Origin of the sequence: Amycolatopsis sp. NPDC050768 (genome assembly GCF_040654155.1) — a bacterium.
Classification (GTDB): Bacteria; Actinomycetota; Actinomycetes; order Mycobacteriales; family Pseudonocardiaceae; genus Amycolatopsis.
This window is the reverse complement of record NZ_JBFAHL010000002.1, coordinates 620416-635411: the sequence shown is the minus strand read 5'-3', so window position 1 is coordinate 635411 and position 14996 is coordinate 620416. Positions and strand designations below refer to the sequence as shown.

Below are 14996 nucleotides of genomic sequence, written 5' to 3'. Positions count from 1 at the left end.
CGGAAGCTAAGCCTGGTAGCGCCGATGGTACTGCAACCGAAGGGTTGTGGGAGAGTAGGACGCCGCCGAACTAAATGTCAGGGTTAGGCCCCGGTTGAGAATCTTCACGGTTCTCCCGGGGCCTAACTCTATTTCCGCACCTTTTCGACCGCCGCCGGCGGGTCCACGACTCAGCTCCAGCGGTAGCGAGTCTGCGACGACTCGCTACCGGTCGCGAAGGCGAAAGCCTTGTCGGGCTGGACCCGGTAGAGCTGAACGTTCCCGGTCCTGATGGCGTCGCCGAGTTGGTACCACGTTCCGTCCTCGCGGGTGAATTGCCAGCCGTAGGCCTGCTCGAACGCCGTCGCCCCGGTTTCCCTGGTGGCCTGGTCGGTGACGAGGCTCGCGGTGCCTTCGACGATGTAGTCCATGCCGGTCAGGGTGCCGGTTCCGGTGCTCAGTGTGCAGGCCTGGTTGGAGCTGAGATTCTTGGCTTTCTGCTCGCGGTCGCCTGTGGTGAACCACATCGCGCCGAGCGCCCAGATCGCCAGCAGCGGTGTCACGTGGGGGCGGCCGTCGCGGCGCACCGTGCACAGGTGGAATTTCTGGATGTGACGCAGTGCCCACTCCGTCGCCTCCCACGGAGTCGGGCTGGCGCCCGGCGAGGAGAACGGACCGATGCTGGTCTGCGGCACGCTCGAGTTGTCAGCAGTAGGAGTGGACATCATTTTCTCCTTCGTGCGGAAGCTCAACGGGTCCCGGACAGATGGTCGGCGAGGATCGCGGTGACCGACAGCGCGGTGTCGAAGTTCGGTACGAGCCGGGTTTTCGTCAGGGCGAAGGCGACTCCGCGAGCGGGGTCGGCGTAGGCGTAGCTGCCGCCCCCGCCTGGCCAGCCGAAGGCCGCGGAGTTCTCCTCGGCCGGGGCGCCGATGCGGCCGAGCGGAAAGCCCAGGGCCATGCGCGCCGGGTTGCCGAAGACCTGGTCTGTGCCCTCGAAGGCGAGCGCGGACAGTTCGGTCAACCGCGCGGAATCCACGAGCGTGCCTTGCAGCACGGCGTTGTACATCGCGGCGAGGCCGTGCGCGGTGGCCGTACCCACGGACGGAATATCGGCGCGCAGGATCGTGTCGGTGTTTCCGAAATCGGCACTCGGCCGGCTTTCCCAGGGGGCGAGGATCGGGGCGGCCGGCCAGTGCGAAGCCTGCTGCTCGAGGCGCGCGAAACCCGCCAGCACCTCCTCCGGAGCGGCGAAGTAGAGCTGCCCCTCGATCCCGAGCGGCACTGTGATCCACTCGCGCAGCAACTCGGACATGGACCGTCCGGTCGCACGGCGGGCCAGCTCGCCGACGAGGTAGCCGAAGGTGAACGAGTGGTAGCCCGTGGCGGTCCCCGGCGGCCAGCGCGGCTCGGCGGCGGCCAGCGACTCGCACACCCTGGACCAGTCGGGAAGCTCGCGCGGGGTGATCTCGCGCGGCATGGCCGGCAGTCCGACCGTGTGGGTCAGCACGTGCCGGAGCGTCGCCGTGGCCTTGCCGTGTGCGCCGAACTCGGGCCAGAGGTCCGTGACCGGGCTGTCGTAGTCGAGGAAACCCCGCGCAACGAGCAGGTGGGCGAGCGTGGCCGCCACGTTCTTGGCGGTGGAGAAGCTGAAGATCGGCGTGCCGGAGGTGAGCGGTCGCCCCGGCTCGGCCGTGCCCGCCACCGCGTCGACAATGAGCGCGCCGTCCTCGTAGACGGCGACCTGCAGACCGGTCTCCGCGCCGGTGCCGACCAAAGTGTCGAGCCGGCGTTGAATCCGGTCCTGGAGCTCACCCATCGCTACGGTCCACCGGCCGGCGCAGCAGGTACGTGTCCATGATCCAGCCGTGCTTTTCGCGGGCGTCCGCACGGACCGAGCGGAGGCGCGCGGCCAACGCGGAGTCCAGGGGGCCCGACAGCAGGATCTCGTCCGGGGTGCCGACGTACGCGCCCCAGTAGATGTGCAGGCCCTGGTCGGTGAACCGGTCGAAGGTAGTGTGCGCGTCGAGCAGGACGAAGACGTCGTCGGCGTCGGCCGGCCAGCCCGTGGCGAGGCGGCGGCCGGTGGTGAGCTGGACGGCGCGGCCGATCTGGTTCATCGTCGTGCGGTGGCGGGCGACGAGCGCGGAGATGCTGCTCACGCCGGGGACCACCTCGTAGTCGAAAGCGACGTTGCCGCGCGCGAGCACTGCCTCGATGAGGGCGATGGTGCTGTCGTACAGCGACGGGTCGCCCCAGACGAGGAAGGCGCCGGTGTCGTCGGGGCCGAGGGAGTCGCGGATGAGACGCTCGTAGACGTCCGTGCGGAGCTCGTGCCAGTCGGCGACGGCAGCGCGGTAGTCGGACGGCGTGCGATCGCGGTCGGGGTCCGTGGCGGTGACCACGCGGTAGCCGGGGCGTGTGACGAAGCGCGACAGGATGTCCTGGCGCAGCCGCACGAGGTCGGCCTTCGCGGAGCCCTTGTCGAGGACGAAGAACACGTCGACGCGGTTGAGGCGGTCGATCGCCTGGACGGTGAGGTGTTCCGGATCGCCGGCCCCGATCCCGATCGCGTACAGCTTCCGCATCACCGCAGTCTGCCGGGCCGGGTAACCGGTCCCACAGGCGGCCCACGTGGTGAACCCCTACCCCGGAGGGGTATAAAGAGATTAGGAACGCCACAGCACGAAGGAGCCGGTGATGACCGAAGCCACCTACACCGTCGAGGGTATGACCTGCGCGCACTGCGTCGGCGCGGTGCGTGAAGAGGTCGGAGAGCTCGCCGGTGTCCGGGAAGTCGACGTGGACCTCGCGTCGGGCGCGGTGAAGGTCGTCAGCGAGCAGCCGCTGGCCGTGGACGCCGTCTCGGCGGCCGTGACCGAGGCCGGCTACCGGCTCGTCGCGTAGGCCGCCATGACCACGACGACACACGCTCCGCAGACGGTCGAGCTCGTCATCGGCGGGATGACGTGCGCTTCGTGCGCCGCCCGCGTGGAACGCAAGCTGAACAAGGTCGACGGGGTCACGGCGAGCGTCAACTACGCCACCGAGAAGGCCCACGTCGAGTTCCCCGCCACGATTTCGGTCGACGACCTGGTCGGTGTCGTCGAGGCCACCGGCTACACGGCGCAGCGCCCCGAACCCGAGAAGCCCGAAGCCTCCGAGCCGGAGGACGAGACGCGTCCCCTGCGGGACCGGCTGGTCTACTCGGCGCTGCTGACGGTGCCGGTGATCCTGCTCGCGATGGTCCCCGCGTTGCAGTTCGACAACTGGCAGTGGCTCTCGCTCACCCTGGCCGCGCCGGTCGTGGTGTGGGGCGCGTTCCCGTTCCACCGCGCCGCGTGGACCAACCTGCGCCACGGCGCCGCGACCATGGACACGCTGATCTCCCTCGGTGTCTCCGCCGCCACGCTCTGGTCGCTCTACGCCCTGTTCTTCGGCACCGCCGGCATGACCGGCATGCGCGACGCCTTCACCCTCACCGTGACCCCAGGGATGGGCACGAACAGCATCTACCTCGAGGTCGCCTCCGGCGTGACCACGTTCATCCTGGCCGGCCGCTACTTCGAAGCCCGAGCCAAGCGCCGCTCCGGCGCCGCCTTGCGCGCGTTGTTCGAACTCGGCGCGAAGGACGTCACCGTCCTGGCGAACGGCACCGAACGCCGCGTCCCCGTGAGCGAGCTGCGAGTGGGCGACACCTTCGTCGTGCGGCCCGGGGAGAAGATCGCCACCGACGGCGTGGTCACCGAGGGCAGCTCCGCGGTCGACGTCAGCATGATCACCGGCGAATCCGTGCCCGTCGAAGTCGCCACCGGCGACGCCGTGACCGGCGCGACCGTGAACGTCGGCGGCCGGCTGGTCGTGAAAGCAACCCGGATCGGCGACGACACCCGCCTCGCCCAGATGGCGCGGCTCGTCGAGGAGGCCCAGAACGGCAAGGCCGCCGTGCAGCGGCTGGCCGACCGCGTATCCGGGATCTTCGTCCCGATCGTCCTCATGCTCGCCCTGATCACGCTCGTCGCGTGGCTGGCGAGTGGCGGCGACGTCGCCGAAGCCTTCACCGCCGCGGTCGCCGTGCTGATCATCGCCTGCCCCTGCGCGCTCGGCCTCGCCACGCCCACGGCGCTGCTGGTCGGCACCGGCCGCGGAGCCCAGCTCGGGATCCTGATCAAAGGCCCCGAGGTGCTCGAGTCCACCCGCCGCGTCGACACCGTCGTGCTCGACAAAACCGGCACCATCACCACCGGCCGCATGAGCCTCACCGGCGTCCACCCCGCCGATGGCATCACCGAAGCCGAGGTCCTGCGCTACGCCGGAGCCGTCGAAGACGCCTCGGAACACCCCATCGCCAAGGCCATCGTGGCCGGTGCCCGTGACCGCATCGGCGAGCTGCCCACGGTCCAGGAGTTCCGCTCGACCGAGGGCCTCGGCGTCACCGGGCTCGTCGACGGCACCGCCGTCCTCGCCGGCCGCGCCGCCTTTCTGGCCGACTGGGGCATCCACGTCGACGGTTCCCTCGCCGACGCCAAGGCGGCGGCCGAGCAGCAGGGCGCCACCGCGGTGTTCGTGGCCTGGGACGGCGCAGCCAAGGCCGTGCTGGTCGTCGCGGACACGATCAAACCCACCTCGGCCCAAGCCGTCGCCGAACTCCGCGCCCTCGGCCTCACGCCGGTCCTGCTGACCGGCGACAACGCCGGCGCCGCTCAAGCGATCGCCGAAGCCGCCGGCATCGACGAGGTGATCGCCGAGGTCCTGCCCGAAGACAAGGTCGCGGTGGTCAAGCGGCTGCAGTCCGAGGGCCGCGTGGTCGCGATGGTCGGCGACGGTGTGAACGACGCCGCCGCCCTGGCCCAGGCCGACCTCGGCTTGTCGATGGGCACCGGCACCGACGCCGCCATCGAGGCCGGCGACCTCACCCTCGTCCGCGGTGACCTCCGCGCCGCGGTCGACGCCATCCGCCTCGCTCGGCGCACGCTCGCCACGATCAAGGGCAATCTGTTCTGGGCCTTCGCCTACAACGTCGCGGCCCTGCCGCTGGCGGCGTTCGGCCTTCTCAACCCCATGATCGCCGGTGCCGCCATGGCCGTCTCGTCGGTGTTCGTGGTCTCGAACAGTCTCCGCCTGCGCGGCTTCCGCGCCGCACGCTGAACCGCGCTGAACCGCGTTGAAAAAAAGAGGGGCGCCCCGGCCGGGGCGCCCCTCTTTTCATTGTCCGGACCTACGAGCGGACCAGCCGCGCGATCGCGTCGGAGGCCTCGCGAACCTTCAGGTCGGCTTCCTCACCCCCGGCCGCGGCGGCCTGCACGACGCAGGTGGCCAAGTGCTCGTCGAGCAGCTCCAGCGAGAACGACTGCAGCGCCTTCGTGGCCGCCGACACCTGCGTGAGGATGTCGATGCAGTACTTGTCCTCCTCGACCATGCGCTGCAGGCCTCGGATCTGTCCCTCGATGCGGCGCAGACGCTTCAGATAGGCATCCCGCTCGTTGCCGTAGCCCGTCATCGCGCATCGTCCCCTTCGTTCGCACCTGTACGTCGTCGAGTATACCCACCCCACGTATCCGATACGGGGTATGCGTATTCACGCCCGGACGGCCACCGCGATGACGAGCCCGCCGACGTTCATCGTGAAGTGCACCAGCACCGACGCCAGTACTCCCCGGCCGAAGTGCCGCCACGCGTACAGGAAGACGCCCGCCGCCGCGGCCGCGACCATCGCGAGCACCTGCAGCAGCTGCGTCGGGATGCCGCCGAGTGCTGCGTGCACGGCCGCGTTGCGCCCGACGGCCAGCGCCGGCAGGAAGTGCCACAGCCCGAAGAACGCCGACGCCCCGAGGATCGGCCCCCACCGCCAGCGGTCGTCGCGCGCGCCGAGCAGCGCCGGCAGCACGCCGCGGAACGCGATCTCCTCGACGATCACCGTGCCGAACGTGATCCGCCCGAGCGTGAGCCACAGCAGTTGCAGCAGGTCGGGGTCGCCGACGCGCCCGTCGTCGTAGACGGTCCGCAACGCCGGCACCACGGCCGCGATGCCGAAGACGACCAGGAAGAACGCCGCCCCGACCAGCCCGGTGACGGCCGCCCGCCCGAGCGTCGCGCGGCTGACGCCGAGGTCGGCCGGCGTGTACCCGGCGCCGAACGCCAGCGCGAGCAGCACCGCCGCCGTCACGGCTCCGCAGACCGGGTACGCCCAGCCCGGCAACACCCGGTTGGCGAGCGTGGTCGCCGTCGCCAGCACCACCACGCACACGACGACGAGCAGCAACCGCGTCGACGTCCTCGGCCCGGTGATGGTCATGGCCCCAACTTAGGGGCGCGCGTGATCTCGGCGGGGCGCTCCACGCCGGGGCCGGGGTGAAAAGCCGGGCCGGCGACCCCGTGCTCAGGCGGCTCGATAGAAGTTGTGGGAGTGAGACAACCGCAGGTCAGCCGGTTGTGGTCGCCTCGGTGAGCGCCGGTTTACGGCGCTGGACAGGCACGGCGGTGCCGGTGTCGTCGGGTCGCGGGTCCAGCGCGGCGGTCGCCGACGCCAGGAGCTCGCGGGTGCCGGTGAGCGCCGTTTTCAGGCGGTGGTGGATGGCTGTCAGCTCGGCGACGCGGTCGTCGGCCTGGGTGACGATGTCGTTGGCGTGCTCGGTCGCGCGGCGGACCCGGGTGTCGGCCTCCGTCTGCGCTTCGGCGGTCTGCGCGGCGAGTGCCCGGTGGGTTTCCGTGCGCTGGTTCTCCAGGTCGCGCAGGGTTTCCGTGCGCTGGGCAGCCAGGTTGCGCAACGTTTCGGTGCGGTGGGCGTCGAGCTCGCGCAGCGTTTTCGTGCGTTGGATGTCCAGTTCGGTGATCGTCGCGGTGCGGCGCCGGTGCAGGGCCTCGGTGAGGTCTTCCTCCATGCGGCGGCGCTGCTTCACGGCGGCCTCGTCGGCGGCGGCGCGTTCGGCGGCGGCGCGGCGCATGAACTCCTCGTGGGCGGCGTGCTGGCGGCGGCGATCTTCCTCGGTCGCGGCGACGAGCGCGCGTTCCTTCTCGGTGAGTCGCACGGCCTCGGCCTCCGCGTCGAGCCGCGTCTGCTCCGCCTTTTCCTTTGCCCGCGTGATGATTTCCGAAGCTTCTTCGCGAGTCAGCTCGATCATGCGCCGTGATCGTTCCTGGAGCGCGTCGGCTTCTATGGGCGTGCGGCTGATGCGGTCGATCGTCGCGTGCAGCTCGCGGTTGTGCTCCGCCAGCCGGGCCACGCGCCACATCGCCGCGTCGCGTTCCGCCGCCACCCGGCGGAGCTCTTCCTGGGCCCAGACCACGAATTCCTTGACCTGGCCTCGGTGAAAGCCGCGCCATGCCGGGTCGAAACGGGGCTCGACGGACATCAGGTCCTCGCCATCTTCGGGGGCCATGGCCTCACCTCCCATTTGGATGGTTTCTCCTCGGGCGCGATGTTTCCTTTGCCGCACCGAGGTTTCCGTGTGCCGTCCAGTGTGCCCGAAGACCGGGCCGCTGTGGGGGGCGGGCACACGATCAATCTTCGAGTGGATCTTGCGCGCCCGTCGCGGTGCTCCGCACGCCGGGCAGTTCCGCGAGTTCGGCCGTCAATTCCGCAAGATCACCGCGGCCCTGCAACCGCAGCGTGACGACCGCGATCCGTTGCCCCTCTTCGGAAACCGTCTCCCTGTCGACTGCCACCTGGTGGACCACCCAGCCGCGTCCGGTACAGCCCGCGAGAACGTTTCGCAAAACTCCGTGCCCGTCGGAGTAGCTCAGCCGCAGAATGGGTGGTTCGCGCCGATGCCGTGCCACGAACCGGGAAAGCGGCGGGAAACCGCGAGTGATCACGATCAGTCCCACGGTCGTCGCCACCGCGAGCACGGGCAGCCCCGCGCCGCACGCGACGCCGACCGCCGCCGCGAGCCACACCGTCGCGGCCGTCGTCAGCCCGCGCACGGCGTCGCGGCGCACGAAGATCAACCCGCCGCCGACGAACCCGATGCCCGAGACGATCTGCGCCGCGATCCGCGAGGGGTCGAGCGCCACGTGCTCGGTGTTCAGCAGGTCGGCGAACCCGTACTTCGACACGAGCATGAACACCGCCGACCCCACGCCCACCAGGGTGTGCGTGCGCAGGCCGGCCTGTTTGTTGCCGACCTCGCGCTCGAGGCCGATCGCCGTGCTCAGCACCAGCGCGAGCAGCACGGGGAGCAGCAGCGACCACTGTTCGTCCGTGGACCAGAGAGCGTGCACGCCGACACTTTGCCTCGCCGCTCGCTGGCGGGCCCGCCCGGCCCCCGAGGTGGATCACCCCTAAGCTCGCCGCATGGCCCGCTATTTCGACGTGCACCCGCAGAACCCGCAGCGGCGCTCGCTGGCCCAGGTCGTGGACCTGCTTCGCGAAGACGGGCTCATCGCGTACCCCACCGACTCCTGCTTCGCGCTCGGCTGCCGGCTCGGCAACCAGGAGGGCATGGAGCGGATCCGGGCGATCCGCAAGCTCGACCACCGGCACCACTTCACGCTCGTCTGCCAGGACTTCGCCCAGCTCGGGCAGTTCGTGCACGTGGACAACACGGTGTTCCGGGCGATCAAGGCCACCACGCCCGGGCCGTACACGTTCATCCTCCCCGCGACCAAGGAAGTGCCGCGGCGGCTGATGCACGCGAAGAAGAAGACCGTCGGCGTGCGCATCCCGGAGCACGTGGTCACGCAGGCGCTCCTGGCCGAGCTGGGGGAGCCGATCCTGTCGAGCACGCTGCTGCTGCCCGACTCCGGTGAGCCCCTCACCCAGGGCTGGGAGATCAAGGAAGAGCTCGATCACCAGCTCGACGCGGTGCTCGACTCCGGCGACTGCGGCGTCGAGCCGACCACGGTGGTCGACTTCTCGTCCGGCGAGGCGGAGATCGTCCGCTACGGCGCGGGCGACGCCACGCGGTTCGAGTGAGCTCAGTACCCCATTGAGTCAGTACCCCACGAGGTAGCGCTGCAGGGTCGGCCCGAGCCAGCGCACGGCCTCGTCCTCGGTCATCTCCGCGACCGGCGGTAGCCGCAGCACGAACCGGCACAGCGCCAGGCCCAGCACCTGCGACGAGATCAGCCCGGCGCGCACCGGCGCCTCGGCGGGGTCCGGGCACACCTTCGCGACCTGCGGTCCGAGCTGGTCGGCGAAGATCGAGCGCATGCGTTCGGCCGCCGTCTCGTTCGTGACGCCCGCGCGCAGGAGCGCGAACAACGTCTCGTCACCCGCCCAGCGCGCCAGCACGTGCCGCGCGAGCAGCGTGCCGGCTTCTTCGAGCGGCAGCTGCGTGAAGTCGGGCAGGTGCAGGTCGAAGTGGGCCGCGGCCGCGAAGAGCTTCTCCTTGGAGCCGTAGTAGCGCATCACCATCGACGGGTCGATGGCCGCGTCGGCCGCGATCGCGCGGATCGTCGCGCGCTCGTACCCGTCCGCGGCGAAGCGTTCGCGGGCGGCGTTCAGGATCGCCGCGCGCGTCGCGTCGGAGCGCCGGGGTCGGGCCGAGGTCATGCCAACAACTGTAGGCCAACGGGTGTTGACATGGCTACTACCAGGGCGTCTACTGATGCCAACAGGTGTTGGCAAACGGATGTTGACTTGGGGGTCGACATGGAATCGGAAGTGCTGGTCGTCGGAGCCGGACCCGTGGGGCTGCTGCTCGCGGGCGATCTCGCCGAAGCCGGCGTGGCCGTGACGGTGCTCGAACGGCGGACCACGGGATCGAACCTGACCAGGGCGTTCGGGGTCCACGCCCGCACGCTGGAGCACCTCGACGTACGCGGCGTCGCCGACGAACTCATCGCCACCGGCGCGCGGCTGCGCGAGCTGCGGCTGTTCGACCGGGTCGAGATCGACCTCGCGAAGCTGCCCTCGCGCTACGGCTACTTGCTGATCACGCCGCAGACCCACACCGAGGAGATCCTGCGTTCGCGCGCCGAACGGCTCGGCGCGAAGTTCGTGTGGGGCGCCGAGGTGCGCACGCTCGCCCAGGACCACGACGGCGTCGACGTCACCACCGCCGACGGCCAGCTCTACCGCGCCCGCTACCTCGTCGGCGCCGACGGGCTGCACAGTGTCGTGCGCCGCCAGCTCGGCCTGCCGTTCCCCGGCCGTTCGGTGCTGAAGTCGATCATGCTGGCCGACGTCCGGCTCGACTCGCCGCCCGAAGACCTCCTCATGGTCAACGGCGTCGGCGACGGCTTCGCGTTCGTCGCCCCCTTCGGCGACGGCTACTACCGCGTCTTCGCCTGGGACCGGCGCTCCCAGGTTCCGGACGACGCGCCGCTCTCGCTCGACGAGGTCCGCGACATCACCCGCCGCTCCCTCGGCACCGACCTCGGCATGCACGACGCGCGCTGGCTCTCCCGCTTCCACAGCGACGAGCGCCAGGCCCCGCACTACCGCTCCGGCCACGTCTTCCTCGCCGGCGACGCCGCCCACGTCCACTCACCCGCCGGCGGCCAGGGGATGAACACAGGCCTGCAGGACGCGGCCAACCTGAGCTGGAAGCTGGCCGAGGTGCTGGCCGGTCGCCTGCCGGAGACCCTGCTCGACACCTACGAAGCCGAGCGCCACCCGGTCGGCCGCCTCGTCCTCCGCAGCAGCGGCGCGATCATCCGCCTGGCGATGATCAAGCCGCTCGTTCTCCGCGAAGCCCGCAACCGGCTCCTGGGTGCCGCCCTCTCCGCGGCCCCGCTCGCCCGCCGCGTCGCCGGCGTGATCTCGGGTGTCGGGATCCGCTACGCGCCGCCGGCTGGTGCAGACCGTCTTGTCGGCGCTCGTGCCGAGGACCGCGACCTCCCGGGTGGCCGGTTGTATGAGCAGTTGCGGGGAGGCCGTTTCGTCTACATCGGTGACCACCGTCCGGCCGGGCTGCCGGACCGGGTGGTGTTCGCGCGGGATGGCGGGGAGGTGCTGGTTCGGCCTGATGCGCATGTCGGCTGGGTGGGGGATCCGGCGGAGTACTTCGGCCGGTGAGCCCGGCCGCCTGGTGGCCGCCTGCGCGGGCGGCCGGTGAGCCGCGCCGAGCGGGGTGGGCAAACCTCGCTGGACGCCCGCCCGGGCGAGTGATCATCCACCGACGGCCGCCGGTTGGCCGAGGATGCGGGCGCAGGCGTCGTCGAGGGGGATGGCGGAGGCCGAGTGCCACGCGACCACGGCGTCGGGGCGGAGGAGGAGGGCGCCGTCGGGCGAGAGGGCGACGGAGTCGAGCCAGGCGGGGGCGGGGACCGAAACAGTGCGGAGGCCGAGGTGGCGGGCCGTCGCGGTCCAGTGGGTCTCGCCGGGAGGAGTCAGGAGTGCGAAGTCCGGGCCGGCGAGGTCCACAGTGGACACCCCGGGGGAGACCCACGCGTGGGGCACGCGGGTGCCGGGACGGCCGCCGGGGGCGTAGCGGTCGAACGGCGCGGGGCCGCGGGTGTCGGGGACGAAGGCGCCCTCGTCGTACTGTGCGCCGAACAGGGCGGTGACCGGGTCGACGGGGACTTCGCCGCTGGTCACGGACGCGATCATGGTGCCGAGGTGCCCGCTGACCCGGCTGGAGAACTCGGCCGTCGCGTAGCCGAGGGGGTGGCGTTCGGCGTGGTAGGTGTCAAGCAGTGCCGGTGACGCGGACCCGGCGAGCACGGCCGCGAGCTTCCACGCCAGGTTGTGGACGTCGCCGATCGCGGTGTTCGCGCCGGCCGCGGCCATGGGCGGCATGGCGTGCCCGGCGTCGCCGGCGAGGAAGACGCGGCCCTCGGCGTAGCGGTCGGCCACGTACATGCCCGACTCCCACGGCATCAGGCTCAGCACCTCCACGTCGAGGTCCGGCACGCCGACCACGGCGCGCAGCAGGTCGCGCCAGCCGTCGTCGCCCAGGGTCTGAGAGCCGGGGAAGTCCGACGTGGAGAACAGCCAGCGGTCGGTGCCGTTCACCGACACGAACGCGCCCGACGCCGCCGGGTTCTCGATCTGGCACAGGTTGAACTTCTTGTCCCGCACCAGTTCCGTGAGGTCGGCGCGGAACGCGATGTCGAGGTTGTTCGAGAGGTGACCGTAGCCGCTGCGCGGAATCCCCAGCGCCTCGCGGACCGGGCTGCGTGCCCCGTCGGCCGCGATCAGGTAATCGGCTGCCACCTCCGAGCCCTCGCCCCCGGCAGAACGCAGCGCCGCGGTGACCCCCGACGAGGACTGTGTGAACGACACCAGCTCCGTCGAGAACCGCACCGAAACCCCGCGGTCCTCCGCGGCGCGCCGCAGCACCGGCTCCAGCACGTCCTGCGGGCACAGCACGCTCGGCGCCGGACTGTGGTCGTTCATCCGGCCGTACTGCGCGATGCCCGCCCGCATCGCCGGCGTGATCTCCGGCCACTTCGCCTCGGCCAGCGTCGGCCCGCTCAGCATCCCCGCGAACGACGCCAGCGGCGCACTCGCCTCCGCCACCGCGTCGCGCAGGCCCAGCGCGCGGAACACCTCGTTGCTGCGGTGGTTGAACCGCCGTGCCTTCGGCTGCGGTGACGTGCTCGCGTGCTTCTCCACCAGCACCGCGCGCACGCCGTGGCGGTGCAGCAATAACCCCGCCGTCAACCCGGCGACCCCACCACCGCTGATCAGCACCTGTGTCCGTTCGCTCACGACAACCCCCAGCTCGGCTGACCCGTACACATCCAAACCGGATGTGTACGTCGTACACTCTATGTACGTTGTACACGCCGAGTAGGATCAACGCAACCGACAGGAGGCCGCTTGAGCGCTCAGGGAACCCCGACCCCGCCGATCTGGCTGCTGCCCGAACCGCCCGAACGACGGTGGGGCCTCGGGCGCGCGGAGATCGTGCGGACCGCGATCGCGATCGCCGACTCCGGCGGTTCCGACGCACTCACCATGCGCGCCGTCGCGAAGGAGCTGGGCTCGTCCACGCCCATGTCGCTCTACCGCTACGTGCATAACAAGGACGGTCTCGTCGACCTCATGCTCGACGCGGCGAACGCCGAGGTCACCACGCCCGAGAAGCCGGGCGGAGACTGGCGAGCCGATCTCACCCGGGTCTCGCACGACTCGTGGACGATGATGAAACGCCACCCCTGGTTCGCCGAGCTCGTGCACCAGCGCCCGCCCGCCGGGCCGCACGCGAGCCGCCGCCAGGAGTTCGTGCTGAGCACCTTCGTCGGCCTGGGCCAGGACCTCTCGGCCGCGGTCTCCTACCACCGGCTGCTCGACGGTTACGTCGTCGGCCAGGCCCTGCAGCGGACCGAAGAGATGAAGATGTGGCAGCGGCAGGGGTTCCGCGGGCTCGACGACGTCCAGGAGCTCGCCGGCGCCTGGTTCGTCGACATCGGCAGTGACGCACAGCCGCGCTACCCGCTGCTCGAACGCGTGGTCAAGGACTTCCTGGGCGCCGACCCGCACGCCCCGGCCACCCCCGCCGAAGACGTTCAGTTCACGCTCGGGCTCGACTGCCTGCTCGACGGCATCTCCACCCGGCTCTGACGCTCCCGCCGCTTCAACGCCCTTCCCGCAACCACCGACAGCACCGCGAACGCGACCGCGCTCACCCAGGCCACTGTGGACAGTCCCGACCCGAACGCCGCGTGCGCACTCGCCGTCAGCGCCGGCGAACCGACCGTCTCCGCACCGGCCAGGCTTTCGCGCGCCCGGTCCACGTCGACACCGGACGGCACCACGAGCAGAGCCCGGTAGACGGCCGCGGCGAGGGAGCCCAGCAGCGCCATACCGAGCGTCGCGCCCAGCTCCAGGCACGTTTCCGACGTCGACGCGGCCGAGCCGGCGCGCTCCGGCGGCACCGAGCCCACGATCATCCCCGTGCCCAGCGCGACCAGCGGCCCGTCGCCGAACGCCACGACCGCGAGCCCCGCCGACGCCGGCAGCAGTCCCGCGGCCGTCCCCGCGAACGCGACCAGCGCGAACCCGCCGACGCCCAGCACCAGCCCCGCGGTGATCGCGGCCCGCGGCGAAACCCGGCGGACGATCGCCGGCGTCAGCACGCAGCCGAGGCCGATCGCGAGCCCCATGGGCGCGTACCAGAGCGCGGCGGTCAGCGGCGACAGACCGAGCACCAGCTGGAAGTACTGGCTCACGAGCATCCCGGTGCCCGCCATGAACAGGCCGGTGAGCAGCATCGTCGCGAGGATCGCCCCGACCTGCGGACGGCGGAACAACGACAGGTCCAGCAACGGCGTCGTCAGCCGGCGCTGCCGCCGCACGAACGCGACGCCGAACCCGAGCCCGGCGAGCACCGCCAGTGCCGCAGTGGTTCCGCCACCGGTGGCCAGCTCCTTGATCCCCCACACCGCCGGCAGCACAGTGGCCAGCGACAGCACGACGCTCGCCGGGTCGAGCTTCGTGCCACCAGCGCCGCCAGCGCCGCCGGTCCCACGGTGCTCCGGCAGCACGAGCGGGCCGGCCACCAGCAGCATGAGCATCACGGGCGCGCCGAGCAGGAACACCGAACCCCACCAGAAGTGCGCGAGCAGCACCCCGCCGAGCACCGGCCCCAGGGCCGCGCCGCCGAACTGGCACAACGCCCACAGCGAGATCGCCGTGCCGCGCTGCTTCGCGTCGGGGAACAGCGTGCTGATCAAGGCGAGCGTCGAGGGCATCAACGTCGCGCCCGCGATGCCGAGCAACGCGCGGGTGACGATGAGCGTGCCGGCGTCGGGCGCGAACGCCGCCACGATCGACAGCACCCCGAACGCGGCCGCACCGATGAGCAGCAGCTTCCGCCGCCCGATCCGGTCGCCGAGCGTGCCCATGGTGATGAGGAAGCCGGCGATCAGGAAGCCGTAGACGTCGGTGAGCCAGAGCTGCTGCACCCCGCTCGCGCCAAGCTCGACGCTGATCGCGGGCAGCGCGAGGAACACGACGCCGATGTCGAGCGCGACCAGGAGCGTGGGCAGCATCAGCACGGCCAGGCCGAGCCAGGCGCGACGGGTGGCGGGCATTTCGGGTCCCCTTCCGAAAGGTGGTTTCGGCCGAGGGTCGGAGCGGCGAAGCGCTTCCGGACACGGTCGCGTCCGCTAGGTTGAGGCCGTTC

Annotated in this window: 15 protein-coding genes; 5 read left to right on the top strand and 10 right to left on the bottom strand. The window is 71.0% G+C overall.

Annotated features, from left to right (window positions below; genetic code table 11):
- Positions 1–170: 170 nt before the first annotated feature.
- From AB0H62_RS10180 to cobF, 3 genes are read right to left on the bottom strand one after another with little or no spacing between them, the layout of a single operon-like run.
- A complete protein-coding gene (locus AB0H62_RS10180) occupies positions 171–704 on the bottom strand; it encodes a pyridoxamine 5'-phosphate oxidase family protein (RefSeq protein ID WP_360585383.1) in 534 nt (177 codons plus the stop codon).
- Positions 705–727: 23 nt separating this feature from the next.
- The gene (locus AB0H62_RS10175; RefSeq protein ID WP_360585381.1) at positions 728–1798 is read right to left on the bottom strand and encodes a serine hydrolase domain-containing protein; all 1071 of its coding nucleotides are present in this window, start codon (positions 1796–1798) and stop codon (positions 728–730) included.
- Positions 1791–2567 (bottom strand): precorrin-6A synthase (deacetylating), encoded by a 777-nt coding sequence (gene cobF / locus AB0H62_RS10170; RefSeq protein WP_360585379.1) that lies wholly within the window; start codon positions 2565–2567, stop codon positions 1791–1793. The genes AB0H62_RS10175 and cobF overlap by 8 nt, the downstream gene beginning before the upstream one ends.
- Positions 2568–2679: 112 nt before the next feature.
- Between cobF and AB0H62_RS10165 the strand changes: the two genes are divergently transcribed.
- On the top strand, positions 2680–2886 hold the full coding sequence (locus AB0H62_RS10165; protein ID WP_220243038.1) for a heavy-metal-associated domain-containing protein: 207 nt from the start codon (positions 2680–2682) through the stop codon (positions 2884–2886).
- Between the two features lie 6 nt (positions 2887–2892).
- Positions 2893–5127, top strand: a complete 2235-nt coding sequence (locus AB0H62_RS10160; RefSeq protein ID WP_360585377.1) for a heavy metal translocating P-type ATPase — start codon at positions 2893–2895, stop codon at positions 5125–5127.
- Between the two features lie 70 nt (positions 5128–5197).
- On the opposite strand, the gene AB0H62_RS10155 is transcribed toward AB0H62_RS10160, so the two are convergent.
- The 4 genes from AB0H62_RS10155 to AB0H62_RS10140 all read right to left on the bottom strand — a co-directional run bounded on the left by AB0H62_RS10155 (position 5198) and on the right by AB0H62_RS10140 (position 8199).
- Positions 5198–5479 (bottom strand): metal-sensitive transcriptional regulator, encoded by a 282-nt coding sequence (locus AB0H62_RS10155; RefSeq protein WP_220243036.1) that lies wholly within the window; start codon positions 5477–5479, stop codon positions 5198–5200.
- Positions 5480–5557: 78 nt separating this feature from the next.
- Positions 5558–6274 carry a CPBP family intramembrane glutamic endopeptidase gene (locus AB0H62_RS10150; RefSeq protein WP_360585374.1) on the bottom strand — a complete coding sequence of 239 codons (717 nt, stop codon included), beginning with the start codon at positions 6272–6274 and terminating at the stop codon, positions 5558–5560.
- A 127-nt stretch (positions 6275–6401) separates the two neighbouring features.
- The gene (locus AB0H62_RS10145) at positions 6402–7358 is read right to left on the bottom strand and encodes a hypothetical protein (protein WP_360585372.1); all 957 of its coding nucleotides are present in this window, start codon (positions 7356–7358) and stop codon (positions 6402–6404) included.
- Positions 7359–7479: 121 nt separating this feature from the next.
- A complete protein-coding gene (locus tag AB0H62_RS10140) occupies positions 7480–8199 on the bottom strand; it encodes an MgtC/SapB family protein (RefSeq protein ID WP_220243033.1) in 720 nt (239 codons plus the stop codon).
- 73 nt (positions 8200–8272) lie between these two features.
- On the opposite strand from AB0H62_RS10140, the gene AB0H62_RS10135 reads away from it, so the two are divergent.
- Complete coding sequence (locus tag AB0H62_RS10135; RefSeq protein WP_220243032.1) at positions 8273–8893, top strand: L-threonylcarbamoyladenylate synthase; 621 nt, start codon at positions 8273–8275, stop codon at positions 8891–8893.
- An 18-nt stretch (positions 8894–8911) separates the two neighbouring features.
- Here AB0H62_RS10135 and AB0H62_RS10130 read toward each other — a convergent pair whose 3' ends face one another.
- Positions 8912–9472 carry a TetR family transcriptional regulator gene (locus AB0H62_RS10130; RefSeq protein ID WP_360585369.1) on the bottom strand — a complete coding sequence of 187 codons (561 nt, stop codon included), beginning with the start codon at positions 9470–9472 and terminating at the stop codon, positions 8912–8914.
- A gap of 111 nt (positions 9473–9583) precedes the next feature.
- Between AB0H62_RS10130 and AB0H62_RS10125 the strand changes: the two genes are divergently transcribed.
- Positions 9584–10939, top strand: a complete 1356-nt coding sequence (locus AB0H62_RS10125; RefSeq protein ID WP_255638307.1) for an FAD-dependent monooxygenase — start codon at positions 9584–9586, stop codon at positions 10937–10939.
- A 93-nt stretch (positions 10940–11032) separates the two neighbouring features.
- On the opposite strand, the gene AB0H62_RS10120 is transcribed toward AB0H62_RS10125, so the two are convergent.
- Positions 11033–12577 (bottom strand): FAD-dependent monooxygenase, encoded by a 1545-nt coding sequence (locus AB0H62_RS10120; protein ID WP_360585367.1) that lies wholly within the window; start codon positions 12575–12577, stop codon positions 11033–11035.
- A gap of 111 nt (positions 12578–12688) precedes the next feature.
- Between AB0H62_RS10120 and AB0H62_RS10115 the strand changes: the two genes are divergently transcribed.
- Entirely contained in the window at positions 12689–13432 is a 744-nt protein-coding gene (locus AB0H62_RS10115; RefSeq protein WP_220243028.1) for a TetR/AcrR family transcriptional regulator, read from the top strand.
- On the opposite strand, the gene AB0H62_RS10110 is transcribed toward AB0H62_RS10115, so the two are convergent.
- A complete protein-coding gene (locus AB0H62_RS10110; protein ID WP_360585365.1) occupies positions 13378–14904 on the bottom strand; it encodes an MFS transporter in 1527 nt (508 codons plus the stop codon). The two genes, AB0H62_RS10115 and AB0H62_RS10110, sit on opposite strands and share 55 nt — an antisense overlap.
- Between the last annotated feature and the right edge of the window lie 92 nt (positions 14905–14996).